Here is a 23,703-nt window from a genome sequence, read left to right as displayed (position 1 = left end):
AGATTACCGGGCATGACCGACAGCGAACAGCACAGCCCCGCGACCGACCCCGCGCTCCTCGACGCCCTGCGCGAACACGTGCAGGGCGCACTGCCCACGACGATCGCCGACCTGTCCGCGCTGGTGCGCCTGCCGTCGGTGTCCTGGTCGGCCTTCGACGCGTCGAACGTGCGCGCGAGTGCCGAGGCCGTCGCGGACCTCGCCCGGTCGACCGGGGTCTTCGGCGCGGACGACGTCCGGATCGTGCGGTCCGCGGTGTCCGGGTCGACGGCCGACGTCGCGGCGGCCGACGCGGAGACCGAGCTCGGCCAGCCCGCGGTGCTCGCGGTGCGCCCGGCGCGGAACGGCAAGCCGACGGTGATGCTCTACGCCCACCACGACGTGCAGCCGCAGGGCGACGAGGCCCTGTGGGAGACGCCGCCGTTCGAGCCGACCCTCCGCGGTGACCGCCTGTACGGCCGCGGTGCCTCGGACGACAAGGCGGGCGTGATGACGCACATCGCGTCGCTCCGCGCGGTGCACGCCCAGTTCGGTGACGACCTCGACCTCGGGATCGTGCTCTTCGTCGAGGGCGAGGAGGAGTTCGGCTCCCGCTCGTTCCGCACGTTCCTGCGCGAGCAGAAGGAGCACCTCGCGGCCGACGTCATCGTCGTGGCGGACAGCGACAACTGGTCCACCGAGGTCCCGTCGATCACGGTCTCGCTGCGCGGCAACGTCACCTTCAAGCTCACCCTGACCACGCTCGAGCACGCCTGTCACAGCGGCATGTTCGGGGGAGCGGCCCCGGACGCGATGATCCCCATGGTGCGGCTGCTCGCCTCGCTGCACGACGCCGACGGCTCGGTCGCCGTCGAGGGGCTGTCCTCGTACGAGGCCGACGTGCCGGAGCGCACCGAGGACGAACTCGCCGTCGACGCCGCGCTCGTGCCCGGTGTCCGCCCGATCGGCACCGGCGCCGTGCTGTCCCGCATGTGGTTCCAGCCGTCGATCACGGTGACCGGCATGGACGTGCCGAGTGTCGCGAACGCCTCGAACACCCTGCTGCCCACGGTCTCGGCACGGGTCTCGGTCCGCGTCGCCCCCGGTCAGGACGCCCGGCAGGCGTCCGCGGCCGTCGAGCGGCACCTGCGCGAGCACGTCCCGTTCGGCGCACGGATGGAGATCACCGAGCCGGACAGCGGCGACGGGTTCCTCGTCGACACCGCCGGCTGGGCCGTCCAGGAGGCCCGAACGGCCATGCGGGAGGGCTGGGGCGCCGAGGCGGTCGAGCAGGGCATCGGCGGGTCGATCCCGTTCGTTTCCGACCTCGCCGCGGAGTTCCCGGACGCGCAGATCCTGGTCACCGGCGTCGAGGACCCGGACACGCGCGCCCACAGCCCGAACGAGTCGCAGCACCTCGGTGTCCTGCACCGTGCCATCGCGTCGGAGACGATCCTGCTCGCCAGGCTCGCGACGCGCAGCTGAGGGTGCTTACAATCGACGCCAGGCGCGGTGACCAGCACCGCCCGGAGGGAGACGCGCGATGAGCGACACCATCACCGAAGCACCGGCGACCGAAACGCAGTCGCACGGCGTCCTCCTGAGCGACGCCGCTGCCGGCAAGGTGGCGAGCCTGCTCGAGCAGGAGGGCCGCGACGACCTGCGCCTGCGCCTCGCCGTCCAGCCCGGTGGCTGCTCGGGCCTGATCTACCAGCTCTACTTCGACGAGCGCCTGCTCGACGGTGACGTCACCGCCGAGTTCGACGGGGTCGAGGTCGTCGTCGACAAGATGAGCGTCCCGTACCTCGACGGAGCGACGATCGACTTCGAGGACACGATCCAGAAGCAGGGCTTCACGATCGACAACCCGAACGCGCAGGGCAGCTGCGCCTGCGGTGACAGCTTCCACTGATCGCCAGCGATCCGACACGCGAGCGGGGAGCGACCGGAAGGGTCGCTCCCCGCTCGCGTTCGTGTGACCGGACGTGGCCCGCCGGGGCGCGGTGTGACCGGGCGAAATCGTGCCCGCAGACGTGCGGATCGAGGCCAGAACCGTGTCGTGTGTGCGCGAGCGGTACCGAGCTGCGAGTAAGCTAGGAGTGTTCCAATCAAGCTGGGAGCCAGCCATGCGCCGCCTTCGTGCGGCTCGCCGTCGGACTCGACGGGCTGACCTCCGAAGCTCACGTCTTTTGCGAGAGGTAACAGTGCGTTCGAATCGCCGTATACGTTGGGCGGCCGTCCCGGTGGCCGTCGGTCTGGTCATCGCACTGGCTGGCTGCACGCAGCAGCAGATGAACGGATGGCTCCCCGGCACGGAGGAGACGAAGAACGTCACCAACCACACGAGCCGCATCGTCGGCCTGTGGACCACCAGCTGGGTCGTTCTCCTCGCCGTCGGTCTCATCGTCTGGGGCCTGATCATCTGGGCCGCGATCGTCTACCGCCGCCGGAAGGGCCAGACCGGCCTGCCCGTGCAGATGCGGTACAACATGCCGCTCGAGATCTTCTACACGATCGTGCCGCTGATCCTCGTGCTGGGCTTCTTCGCCTTCACCGCGAAGGACCAGGCCGCGATCGAGAAGCCCTTCGCCGACCCGGACGCCACCGTGCACGTGTACGGCAAGCGCTGGGCGTGGGACTTCAACTACATCAACAAGGACAACCCCGAAGAGAGCGTCTACTACCAGGGCATCCAGGCCCAGGAAGAAGAGAACGCCAACGGGGCGATCGACGAGTCGCAGCTGCCGACCCTCTACCTGCCGAAGGGCAAGAAGGTCGCGATCGAGCTCTCCTCGCGCGACGTCGACCACTCCTTCTGGGTCATCGACTTCCTGTACAAGAAGGACATGCTCCCGGGCAAGACCAACTGGGAGTACTTCATCCCGGAGAAGCTCGGCACGTACCAGGGCAAGTGCGCGGAGCTCTGCGGTGAGTACCACTCGCTGATGCTCTTCCAGGTGAAGGTCGTCACGCCGGCGCAGTACCAGGACTACCTCGACACCCTGAAGGACCAGGGCAAGGTCGGTCTGCTCGGTGACGAGTACAACACCAACACCAACGAACCGAACAACAAGGCGCCGGTCGAGGCGTCCAGCGAGAACAAGTAGGGGCTCGTCAGATGACAACGTCACTCGTCGGCCAACCGACCCAGACCTCGTCGCCGGACTTCCAGGCGTCGAAGGTGGGTCGGAAGGGCAACATCGTCGTTCGGTGGATCACCTCCACCGACCACAAGACCATCGGGTACATGTACCTGATCGCGTCGTTCATCTTCTTCCTGCTCGCAGGTGTGATGGCCCTCGTGATCCGCGCCCAGCTCTTCGAACCCGGCCTGCACGTGGTTGCGACGAAGGAGCAGTACAACCAGCTGTTCACGATGCACGGCACGATCATGCTGCTGATGTTCGCGACGCCGCTGTTCTCGGGCTTCGCGAACGCGATCATGCCGCTCCAGATCGGTGCGCCGGACGTCGCCTTCCCGCGACTCAACGGCTTCGCCTTCTGGCTCTACCTGTTCGGCTCGCTCATCGCGGTCGGCGGCTTCCTCACCCCGCAGGGCGCTGCCTCGTTCGGGTGGTTCGCCTACGCGCCACTGAGTGACACGACGTTCACACCAGGGCTCGGCGGCACACTCTGGGTCTTCGGGCTCGGCATGACCGGCTTCTCGACGATCCTCGGCGCGGTGAACTTCATCACCACGATCATCACGATGCGTGCCCCGGGTCTGACCATGTTCCGCATGTCGATCTTCACGTGGAACACCCTCGTGACGGCGCTCCTCGTCCTGATGGCCTTCCCGGTCCTCGCGACGGCGCTCTTCGGCCTCGGGCTCGACCGCGTGTTCGACGCGCAGATCTTCAACCCGGCCAACGGCGGGGCTCTGCTCTGGCAGCACCTGTTCTGGTTCTTCGGGCACCCCGAGGTCTACATCATCGCGCTGCCGTTCTTCGGCATCGTCTCCGAGGTCTTCCCGGTGTTCAGCCGCAAGCCGATCTTCGGGTACAAGACCCTGGTCTACGCGACCATCTCCATCGCGGCCCTCTCGGTCACGGTGTGGGCGCACCACATGTACGTCACCGGCGGAGTCCTGCTCCCGTGGTTCTCGCTCATGACGATGCTCATCGCGGTCCCGACCGGCGTGAAGATCTTCAACTGGGTCGGCACGATGTGGCGCGGTTCGGTCACGTTCGAGACCCCGCTGCTCTGGGCCCTCGGCTTCCTGATCACCTTCACCTTCGGTGGTCTGACCGGTGTCATCCTGGCGTCGCCGCCGCTCGACTTCCACGTGTCCGACTCGTACTTCGTCGTCGCGCACTTCCACTACGTGGTCTTCGGAACCGTCGTCTTCGCGATGTTCTCCGGCTTCTACTTCTGGTGGCCGAAGTGGACCGGCAAGATGCTCAACGAGCGTCTCGGCAAGATCCACTTCTGGCTCCTGTTCATCGGGTTCCACACCACGTTCCTCATCCAGCACTGGCTGGGCGTCATCGGCATGCCGCGTCGCTACGCGACCTACCTGCCGAACGACGGTTTCACCTGGATGAACCAGCTGTCGACGATCGGCTCGATGATCCTCGCGATCTCGTTCCTGCCGTTCATCTTCAACGTCTACGTGACCGCCCGGAACGCACCGAAGGTCGCCGTGAACGACCCGTGGGGCTACGGCCGCTCGCTCGAGTGGGCGACCTCCTGCCCGCCGCCGCGCCACAACTTCACGTCGATCCCGCGTATCCGTTCGGAGTCCCCGGCCTTCGACCTGAACCACCCCGAGGCCGGTGTGCCGATCGGTGTGGGTCCCGCGAAGGACGCCCCCGATGCCCCGACCTACGACGCCGCGAAGGGCGAGGTGAAGTAACGCCATGCGCGCGAACACCAACCTGTTCTGGATCCTCTTCGGGTTCTTCATCCTGGCGGACGCCGCCTACACGATCTGGGCGCTGATCTACTACGGCGAACCCGAGTGGGTGGGCACCGTCGCGATCGGCCTGACCGGCCTGATGTCGGCGTTCATCGCCTTCTACCTCGGCAAGGTCATGTCGTCCCAGGGCGGGGTCCTGCCCGAGGACCGTCCCGACGCCAACATCGAGGACGGCGACGCCGAGCTCGGGCACTTCAGCCCGTGGTCCTGGTGGCCCATCCTGCTGGCCGCCGCGGTCGCCGTGTGCTTCCTCGGCGTGGCCGCCGGCCTGTGGATCGTCCCGATCGGGCTCGTCCTCGTGGCGATCACCCTGGTCGGCTGGGTCTACGAGTACTACCGCGGTAACTTCGGGCACTGACCCGGCGCTGCAGCGCACCTGACACTTCGGGCGGCACCAGAACGGTGCCGCCCGAAGTGCGTCCAGGAGACGAACTCCGGTCCCGATCCGGAACAAACGGGCCCGCCCGCGACTTGACTGGAGCGGACCTCCCACCACAGCGAAAGGAGTCACCTCAGGTGACCGACAAGCGCACCCTCATCATCTTCGGCGCGACGGGCGACCTCGCCTCCCGCCTGCTCCTGCCGGGCCTCGGCACGTTCCTGCAGAGCGGCCGTGCCGTCCCCGTGCAGCTGATCGGCACGGGCCGCAGCGAGCGCAGCCCCGAGAAGTGGAAGGACATCGTCACGCAGTCCTTCGCGTCGCAGGACGTCAAGGGGCCGGAGGTCGACGCGACCATCGAGTCGACGCAGTTCATCCAGGGCGACCCCACCGACCCGAAGCACCTCGAGGCGCTCCTGGCCGCGGCCGACTCCGAGCCGATCCTGTACTTCGCGCTCCCGCCGCAGATCGCCTCCGACATCTGCGAGGCGCTCGAGCACGTCGAGCTCCCCGAGGGCACGACCCTGGCCTTCGAGAAGCCCTTCGGCACCGACGTCGCCAGCGCCCAGGCCCTCAACGAGACGGTGCTCAAGCTCGTCCCCGAGGACCGCGTGCACCGCACCGACCACTTCCTCGGCCGCACTACGGTGCTGAACATCATCGGTCTGCGCTTCGCGAACCGCCTGTTCGAGCCCATCTGGAACGCCGAGAACATCGAGAAGGTCGACATCTTCTACGACGAGACCCTCGGTCTCGAGAACCGCGCCCAGTACTACGACGAGGCCGGCGCGATGGTCGACATGATCCAGTCGCACCTGCTGCAGATCCTCGGCATCGTGACGATGGACGCCCCGGCGGACATCGACGCGGTCGAGTTCCGCTCGTCCCTGGCCCGGGTGCTCCGTTCGACCCAGCTCAAGGGCGGCGACCCGAAGATCGCGTCGCGTCGCGCCGTCTACACGGCCGGCACGATCGACGGCAAGGAACTGCCGTCGTACCAGGACGAGGACGGCGTCGACAAGTCGCGGAGCACCGAGACGCTCGCCGAGATCTCGGTCGAGGTCGACACGGCTCGCTGGAAGGGCGTTCCGTTCACGCTGCGCTCCGGCAAGGCACTCGGCAACAGCCGGAAAGAGGTGCTGATCACCTTCAAGCCGGTCACCCGCCTGCCCTCCGGCCTGAGCGGTCGCCCGAAGGCGGACACGCTCCGCATCGTCCTGAACCCGGACGAGATCGAGCTGTCGGTGTCGGCCAACGGCGGTGGCAACCCGTTCGAGATGGGACAGGTCACCCTGTCGTCGTCGTTCAGCGACGGCGAGCTCACCCCGTACGGCGAGGTCCTGAACGGGATCTTCCACGACGACCCGCTGCTCTCCATCCGCGGCGACGTGGCCGAGCGCTGCTGGGAGATCGTGGAGCCGGTCGTCGCCGCGTGGAAGGCCGACGAGGTCCCGCTGGAGGAGTACCGCGCCGGTTCGCGCGGCCCGGCGGACTGGGAGTCGTCGTCCTGACGGACGCGCTACCGACGTCCTGAACGGACGCCCTGACGGACGGGAGGCCCGGTGCCAGCTGGCACCGGGCCTCCCGTCCGTCGTGGGGTCGCCATCAGGGCATGGCGAGACGCATCAGGCGGGGGAGCCGGCGCGCTCACCCTCGCCGGTCCACGACCGAGTGCCGCCGTCGTGGACGGGCAACCGCGTGCGGTGCCCGACGGTCGCGCCACGGGCGCGGTCGATGGCGTCGGCTGCCGACACGAGCGTCAGGTGGGACAGCACCTGCGGGGTGTTGCCGATGTGGTGTCCGGTGGCGACGTCGATCTCCTCGGAGAGCATGCCGACGTCGTTCGTGTACCCGACGAGCACGTCCATCAGGCGCTCGGCGTCCTCGACCCGTCCCGAGGCGGCGTACTGCTCGACCAGCCAGAACGAGCACGCCAGGAACGGGTGCTCGGCGCCGGACAGCCCGTCGAAGCCGGCCGTCGTGCGGTAGCGGAGCACGAGGCCGTCGTCCCCGACGCGCAGGTCCTCTTCGATGGCGCGGACGGTGCCCGTCATCCGGGGGTCGTCGGCGCGGCAGAACCCGACCTGCGGCAGGACGAGCAGGCTCGCGTCGACCTCGTCGGTGTCGTAGTGCTGGCGGAAGGAACCGCGCGCGGCGTTCCAGCCGTGCTCCTCGATCTCGGCGCGGACGGTGTCGCGCAGGGTGCGCCAGCGGTCGACGGGGCCCTCGAGGCCGAACTCCTCGACCGCGGCGACCCCGCGGTCGAAGGCGGCCCAGATCATCACCCGCGAGTGCGTGAAGCTCCGCCGGGGGCCGCGCATCTCCCAGATGCCGTTGTCCGGCTCCTGCCAGTGCTCCTCGACGTAGCCGAGCAGCGCCCGCTGCAGCGCCCACGAGTCGGCGTTCTCCTCGACACCGAGCTCGCGGGCGTCGTGCAGTGCCGCGAGCACCTCGCCGAAGACGTCGCCCTGGTACTGCGTCGAGGCGCCGTTGCCGACGCGCACGGGCGTCGAGCCGAGGTACCCGGGCAGCTCGGGCAGCTCCCGTTCGGGCAGCTCGCGTTCGCCGGCGATGCCGTACATGATCTGCACGTCGGCGGGGTCACCAGCGATCGCGCGCAGCAGCCAGCCGCGCCAGTGCGTGGCCTCGTCGCGGTAGCCGTGCGCGATGAGCGACGCGAGCGCGAGGGAGGCGTCGCGGAGCCACACGTAGCGGTAGTCCCAGTTGCGTTCGCCGCCCGGGTCCTCCGGCAGGCTCGTGGTCGCGGCGGCGACGACGCCACCGGTCTCGCCGTGGGTCATCGCGCGGAGGAACACCAGCGACCGTCGTGCAGCGTCGGCGTACCGGCCGGTGGTCTGTGCGGGGGCGGTCCACGCCGTCCACCACGAGATGGTGTGGGCGAGGGCCGCGTCGACGTCGAGCGGTTCCGGCGGTTCGCGGTGCGAGGGGTACCAGGTGAGCACCGTGTCGAGCACGTCGCCGTCGTGGATCGTCGTGACGGCGGTGTGCCGGTGGTCGTCGGCGCGGAACTGCGGCCCCCGGACGATCACCGAGCCAGGGCCCGCCGTCGCGAGCAGCGCCGGTTCGTCGTCGTCCCCGATCTGCCGGATCCACGGCAGGGCCCGTGAGTAGTCGAACCGGATCCGGAGCGTCTGCCGGAGCTCGACAGTGCCGCGGAGCCCGCGCACCCGGCGGACGATCGAGGGGCGGTGCGCGCCGACGGGCATGAACTCGGTGACCTCGACCACGCCGTCACGGGTGGTCCAGACGGTCGAGAGCACCAGGGTGTCGCCGTGGTACCGCCACTCGGCCGTGGCCTCGTCGTCGACGGGTCGCAGGGTCCAGTGGCCGTGGTCCTCCGTGCCGAGCAGTGAGGCGAAGGTGGACGAGCTGTCGAAGCGCGGCAGGCACGCCCAGTCGATGGTCCCGTCGCGGCCGACCAGGGCTGCGGTGCCGGTGTCGCCGATCAGGGCGTGGTCCTCGATGCGGTTCGGCGGTGTGTGCGGTGCGGCTGGGCGTGGTGCTGCTGGGCGTGGTGCGGCTGGGTGTGGTGCGGCTTCGGGCGGTGCGGCCGGCTCGGTGCTCATGGACCGATCGAACACCCGGTGCCCGAGCGCCGCGGTCGGCGACGGGGGCTCCGGGCCGAGAACGTGATGAAGGGTCGCTCAGGCCGGGTCGGAGGCGTCGGACTCGATGATGCCGACCCGCGCGAGCTCGCTCCACAGGCCGGCGCCGTCCGGTGCGTACACCCAGGGTGCCGACGAGTCACGGGAGCGTTCCTGCGCCCGCGAGCGTCCACCGGCCAGGACCGCTTCGCTCGTGGACAGCTGCCGGATGGCGACGCCCGCGACGTTGTCCGGGTGCTCCCGCGAGAAGTCGCCGTAGAGGCTCTCGTCGTGCTGTCCGTCGTCGCCGACCAGGAGCCAGCGGATGTCCGGGAAGTCCTTCGCGAGCCGGCGCAGGTTCTCCTGCTTGTGCAGCTGCCCGCTGCGGAAGAACCGGTCGTGCGTGGGACCCCAGTCGGTGAGCAGGAGCGTGCCGGACGGGTACATGTTGCGCGACAGGAAGCGCTGCAGCGTCGGCGCGACGTTCCACGCTCCGGTCGACAGGTAGACCGTCGGGGAACCGGGGTGCTGCGCGAGGATCCGTTCGTACAGCACGGACATGCCCGGAACCGGGCGGCGGGCGTGCTCGGTCAGCACGAACGAGTTCCAGGCGGCGAGCATGGGGCGGGGGAGCGAGGTCACCATCACGGTGTCGTCGATGTCGGACAGCAGCCCGAAACGGGTGTCCGGGTGCACGACGAACACGTCGGCCTCGACGTCGCGCCCGCCACCTGCCGACAGCCGCACCGTGCGCCAGCCGGGCTCGAGGTCGATCGGGACGATGGTGTCGACGACACCGCCACGGTCGGTCTTCACCACGTGGGAGACGCCGCCGGCGGTGACGGTGACCTCGGCGTGGTCGACGGCGACGCTCGTGAAGCTCTTCCAGCCGCGGACTCCGGCGTAGGAGACGTCCGAGGCGAGACCCCGGCGCGTGAGAAGCACACGGCAGAGGATGCGCACCCAACCGGGCGCGCCGTAGCCGGTGTACGGGACCACCGTCGGGACGAGTCCGCGACGGCGTGCACGGTGCTCGCGGAACTCCTGGACGGCGTCCTCGATGCGGGCCGCACGGTGCAGGAGCGGCTCGGCCAACGACGGCTCGTGGGGCGTCGGGTCGGGCATGGCGTCATCCTCCCACGGGCGGCTGACGAAACCCGCGCGCTGCACAGAACTGGTGCGTCGCAACTGGTGAGTCGCAGCCACGTTCCAGGTGCGTTCTGCGAAAGTTGTCCCCGTCACACCAACCAACCGCGCTGGAGCGCAAGAGGAGAACACGTGCTCGTCACCGAGGTAACGAACGCTCTGCCGGGGGGATCATCACTGCTCAGGAACGAGCCGGTCCAAGCCCGCAGTTCGGCGCGCCTCGCCGGCCTCCTCGACGCCGCAGCCGCGGTGATCGACGAGATCGGGTTCGAACGGCTCACGACCGCCATGGTCGCCGAGCGCGCGGGGGCGTCGATCGGCACCGTCTACCGGTACTTCCCGGACCGCATCGCCGTGGTCGAGGCACTCGCGATCCGCTGCACCCAGCGGCTCGCCTCCCGCTTCGTCGAGGCGCTCGACGCCAGTGGCGCGGAGACCTGGCAGGACGCCAACGACGCGCTCATCGACATGACCGCCGAGATGTACCGCACCGAGCCCGGCTTCCGGGCCATCCGCTTCGGCGACCCGGCGGACACCGGTACCGGTGACGCCGAGGACCGCATGGGCGCGCTCGGCGCGACCGTCGGCCAGATCATGCGCGACCGCTTCGGGCTGCCGGACGACGAGCACATCACCCGCGCGTGGGTCGTCCTCGCCGAGTCCGGTCACGCGGTGCTGGCGCGGGCGCACCGCGACCGCGAGCACCCCGACACGGAGCTGATCGAGGAGTACCGCCGGATGAACCGTGCGCACCTGGAATCGGTGATCGCCGCTTCCTGACCGTCCCGTCGAACCGGCGCGACACGCCGGAGACCGAACCGATCCGCCCGCGCCTCCGAACACCGAGGCGCGGGCGTCGTCGTCCCCCGTCGGATCGCGCAGTACCGGTGGTGTCCGCGGAACGAACCGTGGTCCGGAACCCGTCACGCGGCGTCGCGACCGAACCGATGTCGGCACCCCCGGGTACTCTCATCCGGAGTCGGGCTACCTCCGAACAGAAGGGCACCCCATGATCGAGTTCCGCTCGGTGCGCAAGACCTACCCGGACGGCACGACTGCGGTCGAGCACTTCGATCTGGTCATCCCGTCCCGGACCACCACCGTCTTCGTCGGATCCAGCGGCTGTGGCAAGACCACGCTGCTCCGCATGATCAACCGCATGGTCGACCCCACCTCCGGGACCGTCGAGATCGACGGCTCGGACGTCGCCGGGATCAACCCCGTCGAGCTCCGTCGCCACATCGGGTACGTCATGCAGAACTCCGGACTGCTGCCGCACCGCAAGGTCGTCGACAACATCGCGACCGTCCCGCTGCTGACCGGCGTCCCCAAGGCCGACGCTCGCAAGCGCGCCCTCGAGCTCATGGACACCGTCGGACTCGACCGTGCCTTCGCCGACCGGTACCCGTCACAGCTGTCCGGCGGCCAGCAGCAGCGCGTCGGTGTGGCCCGCGGCCTGGCCGTCGACCCGAACATCCTGCTCATGGACGAGCCGTTCGGTGCGGTGGACCCGCTGGTGCGCAACGACCTGCAGGACGAGCTCATCCGCCTGCAGCGCGAACTCGGCAAGACCGTCGTGTTCGTGACGCACGACATCGACGAGGCGTTCAAGCTCGGCGACCAGGTCGTCATCCTCAAGAAGGGCGGCGAGATCGCCCAGCAGGGGACGCCGGCCGAGATCCTCGCCGCACCCGCCGACGACTTCGTCGCCACGTTCATCGGCGCCGGCCGCGGGCGCCGCGCGCTCCGCGTCGAGCAGACCCCGACCGGTCCGATCGTCGTCGACGGTGAAGGCCGCGCAGCCGGCGTGCTGACGGGCCCCGTCGGGGTCGTCGACGCCGCCGAGGCCGTTCCGCAGTCCGACTCCCGAGCAGCAGAGGCCGGAGCGTCCCACGACGCACCGGGTGCTCCGGCGCAGGGTGGGGGCACCCGGTGAAGTGGGTGCTGGCGAACCTCGACACGATTTGGGACAACACCTTGTCCCACCTCGCGATCGCGATCCCGCCGATCATCGTCGCGTTCCTGCTGTCGATCCCGATCGGGTGGCTGGTGGTCCGGCTGCAGCGCCCCGGTGGGTCGCGCTTCGCATCGGGTGTGGGCAGCAGCATCGTGACCCTCGCCGGTCTGCTCTACGCCATCCCGTCGCTCGCCCTGTTCGTCGCCCTGCCGAGCATCATCGGCACCGGCCTGCAGAGCCCGATCAACGTCGTCATCGGTCTGACGCTGTACGGCCTCGCGCTGATGGTCCGTTCCACGGTCGACGGGCTGACCTCGGTCGACTCCGAGACCAAGTCCGCCTCGACCGCCATGGGCTACTCGCCGGCGCAGCGGTTCTTCCGGGTGGAGCTCCCGCTCGCCGGTCCGGTCCTGCTGGCCGGGCTCCGGGTGGTCTCGGTCTCCACGATCTCGCTGACCACGGTCGGCGCGGTCCTCGGCATCCCGAGTCTCGGCCTGCTGTTCACCGACGGCCTGGGGCGCGGGATCTACGAGGAGATCCTCTCCGGCATCGTGATGGTGCTCGTGCTCGCCTTCGCCCTCGACGGCCTCCTCGTGCTGCTCGGGCGCCTGGTCATGCCGTGGACCCGGACGAACTCGGTGTCACGCCGACAGGCTCGCCGAGTCCTGCAAGCAGCGGAGGTCTCCTCGTGATCATCGGTCAGGCCTTCGCGTGGGTGTTCGACCCCACGAACTACGGCGGGTACAACGGCATCCCCACGCGCCTCTGGGAGCACGTCTGGATCACCCTGCTCGCGGTGCTCATCGCGGCGGTCATCGCCGTGCCGGTCGGGTACGCGATCGGCCACACCCGCCGCGCTCGTGGCTTCTCGATCGCGGTGTCCGGCGGGGTGCGGGCACTCCCGACGCTCGGCGTGCTCTCGCTGTTCGGGCTGCTGCTCGGCATCGGGCTGCAGGCTCCCTTGCTCGCCCTCGTCATCCTGGCGATCCCGTCGGTGCTCGCCGGTGCGTACTCCGGCATCGAGTCCGTCGACCCGGGGGTCGTCGACGCCGCGAAGGCCCAGGGCATGACCGGCTGGCAGATCCTGTGGAAAGTCGAGATCCCGCTCGGGCTCCCGCTCCTGATCGGTGGCATCCGCGCCGCGGTGCTGCAGGTCGTCGCGACGGCCACGCTCGCCGCGTACGTCGGGGCCGGTGGCCTCGGCGGGTACTTCTTCCTCGGCCTGAAGACCCAGGACTACGCCGAGATGCTCGGCGCCTCCATCCTCGTGATCGCCCTCGCGATCGCGTTCGAGATCGTGTTCGCCGTGCTGCAGCGGGCGGCGGTGCCGAAGGGCACCGCGGACCCGTCGGCCCGACAGCGTCAGGGGTCGCGTGAGCGAGCCCGCAATCCACTCCCGGAAGGAAATCCCTCGTGATCACAGCACCCAAGATCCGCGCCGGTGTCGCCGCCGCGATGGCGGTGGGCGTCGTCGCCGCCCTCGCCGGCTGCGCGTCGAGCGACCCGCTCGACAGCGGTTCCAGCGACTCGTCCGACTCGAAGACCATCGTCGTCGGCTCGCAGCAGTACTACTCGAACGAGATCATCGCCGAGCTGTACGCCCAGGTCCTCGAGAAGGACGGCTTCGACGTGAAGCGCAACTTCAACATCGGGCAGCGTGAGGTCTACATCCCGCAGCTCGAGAAGGGCGCCATCGACGTCATGCCCGAGTACAGCGGCAACCTGCTGCAGTACTTCGACAAGGACTCGGACGCCAAGACCGCCGACCAGATCGACGACGGGCTCGACAAGGCCCTGCCGAAGGGCCTCCGGGTCCTCGACGAGGCCGACGCGACCGACCAGGACAGCTACACCGTCACGAAGAAGTTCTCCGAGGACAACGACGTCACGAGCCTGGCCGACCTGAAGAACGTCGACGAGAAGCTCACCGTGGGGGCCAACTCCGAGAACCAGACGCGGCCGTACGGCCCGAAGGGGCTCAAGTCGGTCTACGGCGTCGACGTCGACTTCAAGGCGATCGAGGACGGCGGCGGCGCCCTGACCGTCAAGGCACTCAAGGACGACACCGTCCAGCTGGCCGACATCTACACCGCCGACCCGAGCATCAAGGCGAACGGCTTCGTCACGCTGAAGGACCCGGAGAACCTGATCCTGCCGCAGAACGTCGTGCCGGTCGTCTCGAAGAAGGTCAACGAGAAGGCTGCGGACGCGATCGACTCGGTCAACGAGAAGCTCACGACCGAGGCCCTGATCGAGCTCAACACCAAGAGCACGGCCGACAAGGAGAAGGCGTCCACCATCGCCGAGGACTGGCTCAAGGCCGAGGGTCTGCTGTAACCACAGCCCTGCGAACAAAGCGACAGGCGTCGGGTATCCACCCGGCGCCTGTCGTCGTTCGTGGAGCAGGCCGCGCGAACATCCGTGCCGCACCGTTGTGCCGTGCAAGGGCTGTGCACGTTTGTGCACGGAGTCGTTCTACAACTTGTCGAAGTGTGATGCAGCGCGATAGCGTTGGGGTGTCCCAAGGGCTGTGACACCTGATGTATCCGTTCCACAGGAAGCAACTGACGTGCACGAACAGCGCGCGGCCACCCGTCTCGGAATCGCCGCATGAACGACCTCCTCGATCCGCTCCTCCTGTCGCGGTGGCAGTTCGGTCTGACGACCGTCTACCACTTCCTCTTCGTCCCGCTGACGATCGGCATGGCAGCCGTTGTGGCCGTGTTCCAGACCGCCTGGTACCGGACCGGCCGCGCGCACTACCTGCAGCTGACGCGGTTCTTCGGGCGGATCTTCCTGATCAACTTCGCGATGGGTGTCGTGACGGGCATCGTGCAGGAGTTCCAGTTCGGCATGAACTGGTCGAACTACTCGCGCTTCGTCGGTGACGTCTTCGGCGCACCGCTCGCGCTCGAGGGCATCCTGGCGTTCTTCTTCGAAGCGGCCTTCATCGGCATCTGGATCTTCGGCTGGGACCGCCTGCCCAAGGGCCTGCACCTGGCGAGCATCTGGTGCGTGAGCGCGGGCACGATCATGTCGGCGTACTTCATCATCGCCGCGAACGCGTTCATGCAGCACCCGGTCGGCTTCGCGATGAACGAGGCCAAGGGCCGTGCGGAGCTCACCGACATCTGGGCGGTGCTCGGCAACAAGGTCGCCCTGGCCGCGTTCCCGCACACGCTCTTCGCCTGCTTCATGGTCGCCGCGGCGGTCATCATCTCGGTCGCGGCCTACCACCTGGCCCGCAACCAGAACCTCGAGACGATGCTGCCGGCGCTGAAGTTCGGCATGTGGACCATGCTCGCGGCCGGCGCGCTGACGGTCCTGACCGGTGACCAGCTCGGCCTGACGATGGTCGACACGCAGCCGATGAAGATGGCGGCGGCCGAGGCGCTGTACAACACCGCGACCGGCAAGGACGCCTCGTTCTCGATCTTCACGCTCGGCACGCCCGACGGCGTGCACGAGCTGTTCTCGATCCGGGTGCCGTACCTGCTGTCGTTCCTGTCGACGCACACGTTCAACGGCACGGTCGAGGGCATCAACGACCTGCAGGCGCAGTACACGCAGGTGTACGGCCCCGGCGACTACAAGCCGATCATCTGGGTCACCTACTGGTCGTTCCGCTGGATGATCGCCCTCGGCGTCGGCGCGGTCATGGTCTCGCTGGTCGGGCTGTGGCTGACCCGCAAGGGCCGGTTCCCGACGCAGCGCTGGGTGTGGCGCATCGCCACCTGGACGGTGCCGCTGCCGATGGCCGCGATGATCGTCGGCTGGGTCTTCACCGAGATGGGCCGCCAGCCGTGGCTCGTGTTCGGGCTGCTCCAGACGAAGGACGGTGTGTCGCCGAACGTGACCGGACTCGAGGTCCTCATCTCGCTGCTGGTCTTCACCCTGATCTACGGCTCGCTGGCCGTCGTCGAGTTCAAGCTCATCAAGAAGGTCGCGCAAGAGGGGCCCGCCGACCCGGACGAGGTCGACGAGGAGACCGGCGAGGTCAAGCACGAAGTGACGGTCTACTAGAAATGGACGCTGCCTGATGGATCTCCCCGTTCTCTGGTTCGCGATCGTCGGCGTCTTCTTCGTCGGCTACTTCGTCCTCGACGGATTCGACTTCGGTGTCGGTATGTCCCTGCCGTTCCTCGGCAAGGACGACACCGACCGCCGGGTCCTGATCAACACCATCGGCCCGGTCTGGGACCTCAACGAGACCTGGGTCATCGTCGCCGGGGCGTGCCTGTTCGCGGCGTTCCCGGAGTGGTACGCCACGATGTTCTCCGGCTTCTACCTGGCGCTGCTGCTCATCCTCGCTGCACTCATCCTGCGAGGGGTGTCGTTCGAGTACCGGCACCAGAACAAGCACCTCGAGTGGAAGCGCCGCTTCGACCTGATGATCATCGTCGGCAGTGCCGTGCCGTCGTTCCTGTGGGGCGTCGCGTTCGGCAACGTCGTCCGTGGCATCCCGATGGACGCCGGGCACAACTACACCGGCACGATCTTCGACCTGCTCAACCCGTTCGCGCTGCTGACCGGTGCCGCGACGCTGCTGGTGTTCTTCACCCACGGGGTCGTCTTCGTCGCGCTGAAGACCGAGGGCGACATCCGCGTCCGCGCCAAGCGCCTGGCGACCCGGGCCGGCATCGTCACGATCGTCGTCGGCGCCGCGTTCCTGGTGTCGATGGCCTTCGTCCGGGCCACCCCGGCCTCGCTGGTGCTCTCCGTGGTCGCCGCCCTCGCCCTGGTGCTCGCGGTGCTCTGCAACGCCTGGGGCAAGGAGGGGCGTGCCTTCACCCTGATGGCGGTCACCATCGCCGCGATCGTGCTCGCCATGTTCACGGCGATCTTCCCCGACGTCATGCCCGCCTCGAACGACGTCGCCAACAGCCTGAACGTGTACAACGCCTCGTCCGGGTCGTACACGCTGACCGTGATGAGCTGGGTCGCGCTGATCTTCGTGCCCCTGGTCTTCGCGTACCAGGCCTGGACCTACTGGGTGTTCCGCAAGCGCGTCTCCCGCGCCCAGGTCTCCGCGGCAGCGCACTAGGCGGACGACGATGAAGCCCCTCGACCCCCGACTCCTGCGGTTGTCCCGGACGGCGCGCGGCTTCATCGTCGCCGCCGCCGGCATGGGTGTCCTCCGCACGCTCGCGACCATCGCGATCGCGTGGGGGATCGCCGCGGCCGTCACCCTCGGGGTCGACGCCGTCGGCGACGGCACGGTGCCGGCGGCGTTCGGGCAGGCGCTCGCGCTGCTCGGCGGGGCGTTCGTCCTGCGTGCGGTGGCCGCGTGGGCGACCGACGACCTGGCGGCACGCGCAGCGGCGAAGGTGAAGAGCGAGATGCGCACGACGGTGCTCGCCCGCGCCGCCGAGCGCGGTCCGTCGTGGCTCGCGGGCCGGTCGAGCGCCGGCTTCGCCACCACGCTCGGCCCCGGGCTCGACGCACTCGACGCCTACTTCGGCCGGTACCTTCCGCAGCTCGCGCTCACCGCGATCGCGACGCCGATGCTCCTGGTCGCGATCGGCCTGGGCGACCTGACCAGCGGGCTGATCATCCTGTTCGCCCTGCCCGTGATCCCGGTCTTCATGATCCTGATCGGCCTGGCCACGCAGTCGCTGCAGCGGAAGCAGTCGGACGCCCTCGCGAAGCTGGGTGGAGCCTTCACCGAGGCCGTCGAAGGGCTCGCCACGCTCAAGGTCTTCGGCCGTGCCCGCCGCCAGGTCGGTCGCATCGGGGTGGTCACCGACGAGTACCGCCGCGGCACGATCGGCGTGCTCCGGCTGTCGTTCGTGAGCGGCTTCGCGCTCGAGCTCGCCGCGAGCCTGTCCGTCGCACTGGTCGCCGTCTCGATCGGCATCCGCCTGGTGGACGGCTCGCTCGGCCTCGGCGCCGCGATGTTCGTGCTCGTGCTGGCACCGGAGGCCTTCGCCCCCATCCGCCAGGTCGGCGCCGACTTCCACGCCGCCCAGGACGGCGTCGAGGCCTCGGCCGCGGTGCTCGACGTGCTGGCCGACGACGAGACCGCATCGCCGTCCGCGACCGGCCGCAGCAGCCGGAGCCAAAGCGGCGGGAGCGGGACCGACGGCGCCGACACGGACGCCGTCACGCCCGCCACCGCCCTGGACGTCCGCGGACTCACCGTCCGCCGACCCGACGTCGTGATCGGACCGTTCGACCTGCACGCCGAGCCCGGCACCGTCGTCGTGCTGGCCGGCCCGAGCGGTTCCGGCAAGTCGAGCATCATCGCCGCACTCCGCGGTGTCCTGCCGCACGACGGTGCCGTCACCGTGCCCGGACCGGCCGGTGCCTCCGTCGCCGAGCGCACCACCTGGGCCGACCAGCGGCCGCGTCTCGTCCGCGGGACGATCGCCGAGAACGTCGCGCTCAGCGCGACCCCCGACGACGCCGACGTGCGCACCGCCCTGGGCGACGCGGGGCTGGGACTCGACCCGGGCCTCCCGGTCGGCGCCGGCGGCAGCGGACTGTCCGGCGGCCAGGCACAGCGTGTCGCCGTCGCCCGCGCGCTGTACCGCGCACGCCGCGCAGCCACGCCCCTCGTGCTGCTCGACGAGCCGACGTCCGCGCTGGACGCCGAGTCCGAGGAACGCGTCATCGCGGCAGCCCGAGGCCTGGCGGCCGACGGCGCCGTGGTCGTGGTCGCCAGCCACCGACCCGCGGTCGTCGCCGCGGCCGACGTCCGTGTGGACGTCCGCGCCGGCGGGTCCGTGACGGTCCGCAGGGGGGTGCGCGCATGAGCCGGGAGGCCCGTGGCGGCTCCGTCCTGCGGCTCGCGATGCCGCACGGGTCGGGTTGGGCGAAGGCGGTCGCCGCCGGGTCGCTCAGCGCGGTCTGCGCCGTCGCGCTCCTCGCCGCGAGCGGCTACCTGATCACCCGTGCCGCCGAGCACCCGCCGATCCTCTACCTGACGCTCGTGATGGTCGGCGTGCGCGCCTTCGCGCTGGGGCGTGCCGTGCTCCGGTACGTCGACCGGCTCGCCGGGCACGACGCGTCCTTCCGGCAACTGGCCGTGGTGCGGACGGAGATGTACCGGCGGCTCGCGTCGATCGCGCCCGCGGGGCTCGGGCGGACCGGACGCGGCGACCTCATGACGCGCCTGGTGACCGACACCGACCGGCTGCAGGACCTGCCGATCCGCGTGGTCGGGCCGCTCGTCTCCGCCGGGGTCGTCGCGGTGCTGTCGGTCGTCGCCGTGGCGCTCGTGTCGGTGCCGGCGGCGCTCGTGCTCGTCCTCGCGCTGGCGGTCGCGGCCCTGGTCGGCACGATCGTCACCCGGGCCATCGCCGAGCGCTCGGACCGCGAGACCGCCGCCGACCGGGGTCGCGTCGCGGACCTCGTGCTCGACACCGTCCGGACGCTCGACGTCTTCGCCGCGTACGGCACCCTCGACGAGCGGCTCGCGCACATCGCTCGGCTCGACGCGGGTGTCACCCGGGCCGTCCGGCGCCGTGGCACGGTCGAGTCGCTCGTCGGTGCCCTGGTCGGCCTGGTCGGTGGCGGTGCGGTGATCGGCATCCTCGCCGTCGGTGCCCCCGCCGCGGTGTCCGGTGCGCTCGACGGTCCGCTCTGGGCCCTGGCGGTCTTCGTGCCGCTGGCGCTCTTCGAGGTCGTCGGGACCGTCCCGCTCGCCGTCCTGACGCTCCGCCGGGTGCGTGCTGCGGCCGAACGGGTCGAGCAGGTCGTGCCCGCCGAGGTGCCCGTCGGCATCGTCCCCGAGCCCGACGAGGACGCCGACCCGGCGTCGCTCGTGGTCGAGGGGCCGGTCACGCTCGCCGTGCAGGACCTGACCGTCCGCTGGCCGGGTGCGGTCGAGCCGGCGGTCGACGGGGTCTCGTTCACGCTCGCCCCCGGCGAGGTCGTCGTGCTCCAGGGGCCGAGCGGTGCCGGCAAGTCGACCCTGGTCGACGCGCTCGTCCGGTTCGTGGAGCACGAGGGCTCCTACACGCTCGACGGCGTCGAGGCGAAGGCGATGCACCCCGACGCGGTGCGGGCCCGGGTCGGCCTGATCGAACAGGACCCGTTCGTGTTCGACCAGTCGGTGCGGCAGAACCTGCTCTTCGCCCGTGAGACCGCGACCGACGACGAACTGCTCGCCGTGCTCGACCGGGTCGGCCTGGGGGAGTGGGTCGTCCGGCGAGGCGGGCTGGACGCCTCGGTCGGGGAACGCGGCGTGCTCGTGTCCGGCGGCCAGGCGCACCGGCTCGCGCTCGCCCGCGCACTGCTGCACGCGTTCCCGGTGCTGGTGCTCGACGAACCGACCGCAGACGTCGACCCGGACCTCGGTGACACCGTGCTGCGTGACCTCGTCACCACGGCCCGCGCAGCGGGCCGGACAGTCGTCATCGTCTCGCACGTCCCGGTGGCGCCGGACCTGGTCGACCGCACCCTGCGGATGCGGGACGGACGCCTGCTCGCCGGGTGAGCCGACAGGCGGACGCGGGACGGGCCTCCCGGCTTGTATCGTTGACGACCGTGACCACCGAGCAGCACGCCGAGGACCCGAACGCCTACGACTTCCGTCGTATCCAGGAGAAGTGGCAGCCCCGCTGGGAAGAGCTCGGGCTCTTCACCACCGACCTCGACGACACCCGTCCGCGCAAGTACATCCTCGAGATGTTCCCGTACCCGTCCGGCGACCTGCACATGGGGCACGCCGAGAACTGGGCGCTCGGGGACTTCGTCGCGCGCTACTGGCGTCAGCAGGGCTTCAACGTGCTGCACCCGATCGGTTGGGACTCCTTCGGGCTGCCCGCCGAGAACGCGGCGATCAAGCGCGGGGTGGACCCGAAGGACTGGACCTACGCGAACATCGAGCAGCAGAAGGCGTCCTTCAAGCGCTACGCGCCGTCGTTCGACTGGACCACCGAGATCCACACCTCGGACCCCGAGTACTACAAATGGAACCAGTGGCTGTTCCTGAAGATGTACGAGAAGGGCCTGGCGTACCGCAAGGACAGCTGGGTCAACTGGGACCCGGTGGACCAGACCGTGCTCGCGAACGAGCAGGTCCTGCCCGACGGCACCTCGGACCGCTCCGGCGCCGTCGTCGTGAAGAAGAAGCTCACGCAGTGGTACTTCAAGATCACCGAGTACGCCGACCGGCTGCTCGACGACCTGAACCAGCTCGAGGGGCGGTGGCCGGCGAAGGTCATCGCGCAGCAGCGCAACTGGATCGGCCGCTCGGTCGGTGCCGACGTCGACTTCGTGATCGAGGGCCGCGACGAGCCCGTCACGGTCTTCACCACCCGCCCGGACACGATCCACGGGGCGACGTTCCTGGTCGTCGCGCCGGACTCCGACCTGGCGGCTGAGCTCGTCGCCGACCCGTCGGTGCCGGCCTCGGTCCGTGACGACTTCGACGCCTACCTGACGGCGACGCAGAAGACGTCCGAGATCGACCGGCAGAACGCCGACCGCCCGAAGACCGGTGTGCCGCTCAGCCGTTCCGCGATCCACCCGCTCACGGGGGAGCGCCTGCCGATCTGGGCCGCCGACTACGTGCTCGCCGACTACGGGCACGGCGCCGTGATGGCCGTGCCCGCGCACGACCAGCGCGACCTCGACTTCGCGCGGGCGTTCGACCTGCCCGTCAAGGTGGTCGTCGACACGAACGCCGCCGTCACCGGCGCGATCCCGGTCATCCCCGAGGGCGCGACGCTCGACGACTTCGACGTGCCGACCCTCGACCCGGTCGCCACCGGCGAAGCGCTGACCGGTCAGGGCCGGATGATCAACTCCGGGCCGCTCGACGGCATGTCGAAGCAGCACGCCATCACCGCTGCCATCGCGCTGCTCGAAGAGCGCGGCACCGGCCGTGCCGCCAAGACCTACCGCCTGCGAGACTGGCTCATCTCGCGCCAGCGCTTCTGGGGCACCCCGATCCCGATCATCCACGGCGCCGACGGAACCGAGCACCCGGTGCCCGAGGACCAGCTGCCGATCGTGCTGCCCGACACCGAGGGGCTCGACCTCAAGCCGAAGGGCACGTCCCCGCTCGGTGGCGCGACGGACTGGGTGAACGTCCCGAACCCCGTCGACGGCACGCCCGCGCTCCGCGACACCGACACGATGGACACCTTCGTCGACTCGTCGTGGTACTTCCTGCGGTTCCTGTCGGCGAACGACGACACCCAGGCGTTCGACCCGGCAGCCGCACGCCGCTGGGCTCCGGTCGACCAGTACATCGGCGGCATCGAGCACGCGATCTTGCACCTGCTCTACGCCCGCTTCGTCACGAAGGTCCTGTTCGACCTCGGGTACCTCGACTTCACCGAGCCGTTCTCGGCACTGCTCAACCAGGGCATGGTGCTCTCCGGTGGCTCGAAGATGTCGAAGTCGAAGGGCGGCGTCTCGCTCGGTGACGAGCTCGATGCGAACGGCGTCGACGCCATCCGCCTGGTGATGGGCTTCGCCGGCCCGCCCGAGGACGACATCAACTGGGAGGACGTCTCCCCGTCCGCCTCCGCACGCTTCCTGGCGCGGGCGTACCGCCTGGCGCTCGACGTCACGTCCGCACGCGACGTCGTGTGGGCCGACGGCGACCGGGCTCTCCGCCAGGTCACGCACCGGTTCCTCGCCGACGCCCCCGGGATGATGGAATCGTTCAAGTTCAACGTCGTGATCGCGCGACTGATGGACCTGGTCAACGTCACCCGCAAGGCGATCGACAGCGGCCCCGGTGCCGGTGACCCCGCCGTGCGCGAGGCCGTCGAGACCATCGCGCTCGGGTTGAGCGTCTTCGCGCCGTACACCGGCGAGGAGATGTGGGAGCGGCTGGGCTACGAGGCCACCGTCGCCACGTACGGCTGGCGGAAGGCCGACCCGACGCTGCTCGTGCAGGAGACCCTGACCGCCGTCGTACAGGTCAACGGCAAGGTGCGTGACTCGTTCGAGGTGTCGAAGTCGATCGAGGCGGACGAGCTCGAGCAGCTCGCACGGTCGTCGGCGAACGTGCAGCGGTACATCGGTGACCGCGAGATCGTGAAGGTGATCGTCCGGGCGCCGAAGCTCGTGAACATCGCCATCAAGGGGTAGCGACCGTCGCTGGCGTCGTCCCTCACAGCAGGGGCGTTCGCGGCACCCGTCCACGGGTGTGACCTCCGGAGCCCGGCCGATCGGCCGGGCTCCGTAGCGTTCGGGGCATGTCGTCCCCGTCGTCGCCCGGACCCTGGTGGTCCCGTCTCGCGTTGTCACCGCGGGCCGCCGTGGTGCTGGCAGCGGTCGTGGTGGTGGTCGCCGTCGTCGTGGTGCTCGTCGGGGCGCTGGTGTCGGGTGGTGGCGAGGGTGCCGGAGGAACGGGCGGGGTCGTCGTGCGTGGGGCGCCGACGGCCGGTGCGGCGTCGGGCGGCCCGTCGCCGTCGGCTGGTGCGTCTGCCGGTGCTGCTCCGTCCGCTCCTGGTGCCGGGCGCGTCGTGGTGCACGTGCTCGGGGCGGTGCGGCGGGGCGGTGTCGTCGAGCTGCCGGCATCGAGTCGGGTCGGTGACGCGCTCGAACGTGCCGGTGGGGCCACCGACGACGCCGACCTCGACCGGCTGAACCTGGCCCGGGTGCTGACGGACGGCGAGCGGTTGTACGTGCCGCGGGTCGGGCAACAGGAGGTACCTGAGGCGCTCGGACCGGTGGCAGACGGTGCTGCCGCCGGTCCGGCTGCCGCTGCCGCTGCCGGGGCCGGGGCCGGGGGCGGCAGCGGCAGCCGGACCGG

The 23,703-nt window shown here is 69.8% G+C and carries 19 protein-coding genes; 17 read left to right on the top strand and 2 right to left on the bottom strand.

Annotated elements, in window-relative coordinates; genetic code table 11:
* The first annotated feature begins 12 nt into the window (after positions 1-12).
* From DEJ21_RS15180 to DEJ21_RS15155, 6 genes are all read left to right on the top strand, one after another.
* Positions 13-1,464 (top strand): dipeptidase, encoded by a 1,452-nt coding sequence (locus DEJ21_RS15180; RefSeq protein ID WP_111225148.1) that lies wholly within the window; start codon positions 13-15, stop codon positions 1,462-1,464.
* A gap of 58 nt (positions 1,465-1,522) precedes the next feature.
* Positions 1,523-1,891 (top strand): iron-sulfur cluster assembly accessory protein, encoded by a 369-nt coding sequence (locus tag DEJ21_RS15175; RefSeq protein ID WP_035808216.1) that lies wholly within the window; start codon positions 1,523-1,525, stop codon positions 1,889-1,891.
* A gap of 292 nt (positions 1,892-2,183) precedes the next feature.
* Positions 2,184-3,086: a cytochrome c oxidase subunit II gene (coxB, locus tag DEJ21_RS15170; protein WP_027465265.1), complete on the top strand. Its 903-nt coding sequence runs from the start codon at positions 2,184-2,186 to the stop codon at positions 3,084-3,086.
* A gap of 11 nt (positions 3,087-3,097) precedes the next feature.
* A complete protein-coding gene (gene ctaD, locus DEJ21_RS15165) occupies positions 3,098-4,834 on the top strand; it encodes a cytochrome c oxidase subunit I (RefSeq protein WP_027465266.1) in 1,737 nt (578 codons plus the stop codon).
* A 4-nt stretch (positions 4,835-4,838) separates the two neighbouring features.
* Positions 4,839-5,255 carry a cytochrome c oxidase subunit 4 gene (locus tag DEJ21_RS15160; RefSeq protein WP_071245740.1) on the top strand — a complete coding sequence of 139 codons (417 nt, stop codon included), beginning with the start codon at positions 4,839-4,841 and terminating at the stop codon, positions 5,253-5,255.
* A gap of 158 nt (positions 5,256-5,413) precedes the next feature.
* Entirely contained in the window at positions 5,414-6,787 is a 1,374-nt protein-coding gene (locus DEJ21_RS15155) for a glucose-6-phosphate dehydrogenase (RefSeq protein ID WP_111093058.1), read from the top strand.
* A 114-nt stretch (positions 6,788-6,901) separates the two neighbouring features.
* Here DEJ21_RS15155 and DEJ21_RS15150 read toward each other — a convergent pair whose 3' ends face one another.
* A complete protein-coding gene (locus tag DEJ21_RS15150; RefSeq protein ID WP_258375095.1) occupies positions 6,902-8,863 on the bottom strand; it encodes a glycoside hydrolase family 15 protein in 1,962 nt (653 codons plus the stop codon).
* Positions 8,864-8,941: 78 nt separating this feature from the next.
* Positions 8,942-10,006, bottom strand: a complete 1,065-nt coding sequence (locus DEJ21_RS15145; RefSeq protein ID WP_111225147.1) for an App1 family protein — start codon at positions 10,004-10,006, stop codon at positions 8,942-8,944.
* 270 nt (positions 10,007-10,276) lie between these two features.
* Between DEJ21_RS15145 and DEJ21_RS15140 the strand changes: the two genes are divergently transcribed.
* From DEJ21_RS15140 to DEJ21_RS15090, 11 genes are all read left to right on the top strand, one after another.
* On the top strand, positions 10,277-10,807 hold the full coding sequence (locus DEJ21_RS15140; protein ID WP_175475042.1) for a TetR/AcrR family transcriptional regulator: 531 nt from the start codon (positions 10,277-10,279) through the stop codon (positions 10,805-10,807).
* A 229-nt stretch (positions 10,808-11,036) separates the two neighbouring features.
* On the top strand, positions 11,037-11,963 hold the full coding sequence (locus DEJ21_RS15135) for an ABC transporter ATP-binding protein (RefSeq protein WP_111225146.1): 927 nt from the start codon (positions 11,037-11,039) through the stop codon (positions 11,961-11,963).
* Positions 11,960-12,676: an ABC transporter permease gene (locus DEJ21_RS15130; protein WP_027465272.1), complete on the top strand. Its 717-nt coding sequence runs from the start codon at positions 11,960-11,962 to the stop codon at positions 12,674-12,676. Before DEJ21_RS15135 ends, DEJ21_RS15130 begins: the two co-directional genes overlap by 4 nt.
* Positions 12,673-13,401, top strand: a complete 729-nt coding sequence (locus DEJ21_RS15125) for an ABC transporter permease (protein ID WP_071405717.1) — start codon at positions 12,673-12,675, stop codon at positions 13,399-13,401. Before DEJ21_RS15130 ends, DEJ21_RS15125 begins: the two co-directional genes overlap by 4 nt.
* Entirely contained in the window at positions 13,398-14,321 is a 924-nt protein-coding gene (locus DEJ21_RS15120; RefSeq protein WP_111225145.1) for an ABC transporter substrate-binding protein, read from the top strand. Before DEJ21_RS15125 ends, DEJ21_RS15120 begins: the two co-directional genes overlap by 4 nt.
* Positions 14,322-14,594: 273 nt before the next feature.
* Positions 14,595-16,007 carry a cytochrome ubiquinol oxidase subunit I gene (locus tag DEJ21_RS15115; RefSeq protein ID WP_111225144.1) on the top strand — a complete coding sequence of 471 codons (1,413 nt, stop codon included), beginning with the start codon at positions 14,595-14,597 and terminating at the stop codon, positions 16,005-16,007.
* A 16-nt stretch (positions 16,008-16,023) separates the two neighbouring features.
* The gene (gene cydB / locus DEJ21_RS15110; protein WP_111225143.1) at positions 16,024-17,028 is read left to right on the top strand and encodes a cytochrome d ubiquinol oxidase subunit II; all 1,005 of its coding nucleotides are present in this window, start codon (positions 16,024-16,026) and stop codon (positions 17,026-17,028) included.
* 10 nt (positions 17,029-17,038) lie between these two features.
* Positions 17,039-18,739, top strand: coding sequence for a thiol reductant ABC exporter subunit CydD (cydD, locus tag DEJ21_RS15105; protein WP_111225142.1), 1,701 nt, complete (start codon positions 17,039-17,041; stop codon positions 18,737-18,739).
* Positions 18,736-20,424, top strand: coding sequence for a thiol reductant ABC exporter subunit CydC (gene cydC / locus DEJ21_RS15100; protein ID WP_111225141.1), 1,689 nt, complete (start codon positions 18,736-18,738; stop codon positions 20,422-20,424). Before cydD ends, cydC begins: the two co-directional genes overlap by 4 nt.
* A gap of 50 nt (positions 20,425-20,474) precedes the next feature.
* Complete coding sequence (leuS, locus tag DEJ21_RS15095) at positions 20,475-23,036, top strand: leucine--tRNA ligase (RefSeq protein WP_111088948.1); 2,562 nt, start codon at positions 20,475-20,477, stop codon at positions 23,034-23,036.
* A 107-nt stretch (positions 23,037-23,143) separates the two neighbouring features.
* Positions 23,144-23,703 (top strand): SLBB domain-containing protein (locus DEJ21_RS15090; RefSeq protein ID WP_146247811.1); only part of this gene is annotated, 560 nt, incomplete at its 3' end.

Origin of the sequence: Curtobacterium sp. MCSS17_006 (assembly GCF_003234215.1) — a bacterium.
In the GTDB taxonomy this organism is placed as follows: domain Bacteria; phylum Actinomycetota; class Actinomycetes; order Actinomycetales; family Microbacteriaceae; genus Curtobacterium; species Curtobacterium flaccumfaciens.
Note: the sequence above shows the minus strand (reverse complement) of the source record. Positions and strands in the feature narration are given on the sequence as shown.

Coding starts and splice junctions, on each gene's coding strand:
- DEJ21_RS15180 (WP_111225148.1), top strand. CDS start 13: ATGACCGACAGCGAACAGCACAGCCCCGCGACCGACCCCGCGCTCCTC.
- DEJ21_RS15175 (WP_035808216.1), top strand. CDS start 1,523: ATGAGCGACACCATCACCGAAGCACCGGCGACCGAAACGCAGTCGCAC.
- ctaD (WP_027465266.1), top strand. CDS start 3,098: ATGACAACGTCACTCGTCGGCCAACCGACCCAGACCTCGTCGCCGGAC.
- DEJ21_RS15160 (WP_071245740.1), top strand. CDS start 4,839: ATGCGCGCGAACACCAACCTGTTCTGGATCCTCTTCGGGTTCTTCATC.
- DEJ21_RS15150 (WP_258375095.1), bottom strand. CDS start 8,863: ATGAGCACCGAGCCGGCCGCACCGCCCGAAGCCGCACCACACCCAGCC.
- DEJ21_RS15145 (WP_111225147.1), bottom strand. CDS start 10,006: ATGCCCGACCCGACGCCCCACGAGCCGTCGTTGGCCGAGCCGCTCCTG.
- DEJ21_RS15135 (WP_111225146.1), top strand. CDS start 11,037: ATGATCGAGTTCCGCTCGGTGCGCAAGACCTACCCGGACGGCACGACT.
- DEJ21_RS15115 (WP_111225144.1), top strand. CDS start 14,595: ATGAACGACCTCCTCGATCCGCTCCTCCTGTCGCGGTGGCAGTTCGGT.
- cydB (WP_111225143.1), top strand. CDS start 16,024: ATGGATCTCCCCGTTCTCTGGTTCGCGATCGTCGGCGTCTTCTTCGTC.
- cydD (WP_111225142.1), top strand. CDS start 17,039: ATGAAGCCCCTCGACCCCCGACTCCTGCGGTTGTCCCGGACGGCGCGC.
- cydC (WP_111225141.1), top strand. CDS start 18,736: ATGAGCCGGGAGGCCCGTGGCGGCTCCGTCCTGCGGCTCGCGATGCCG.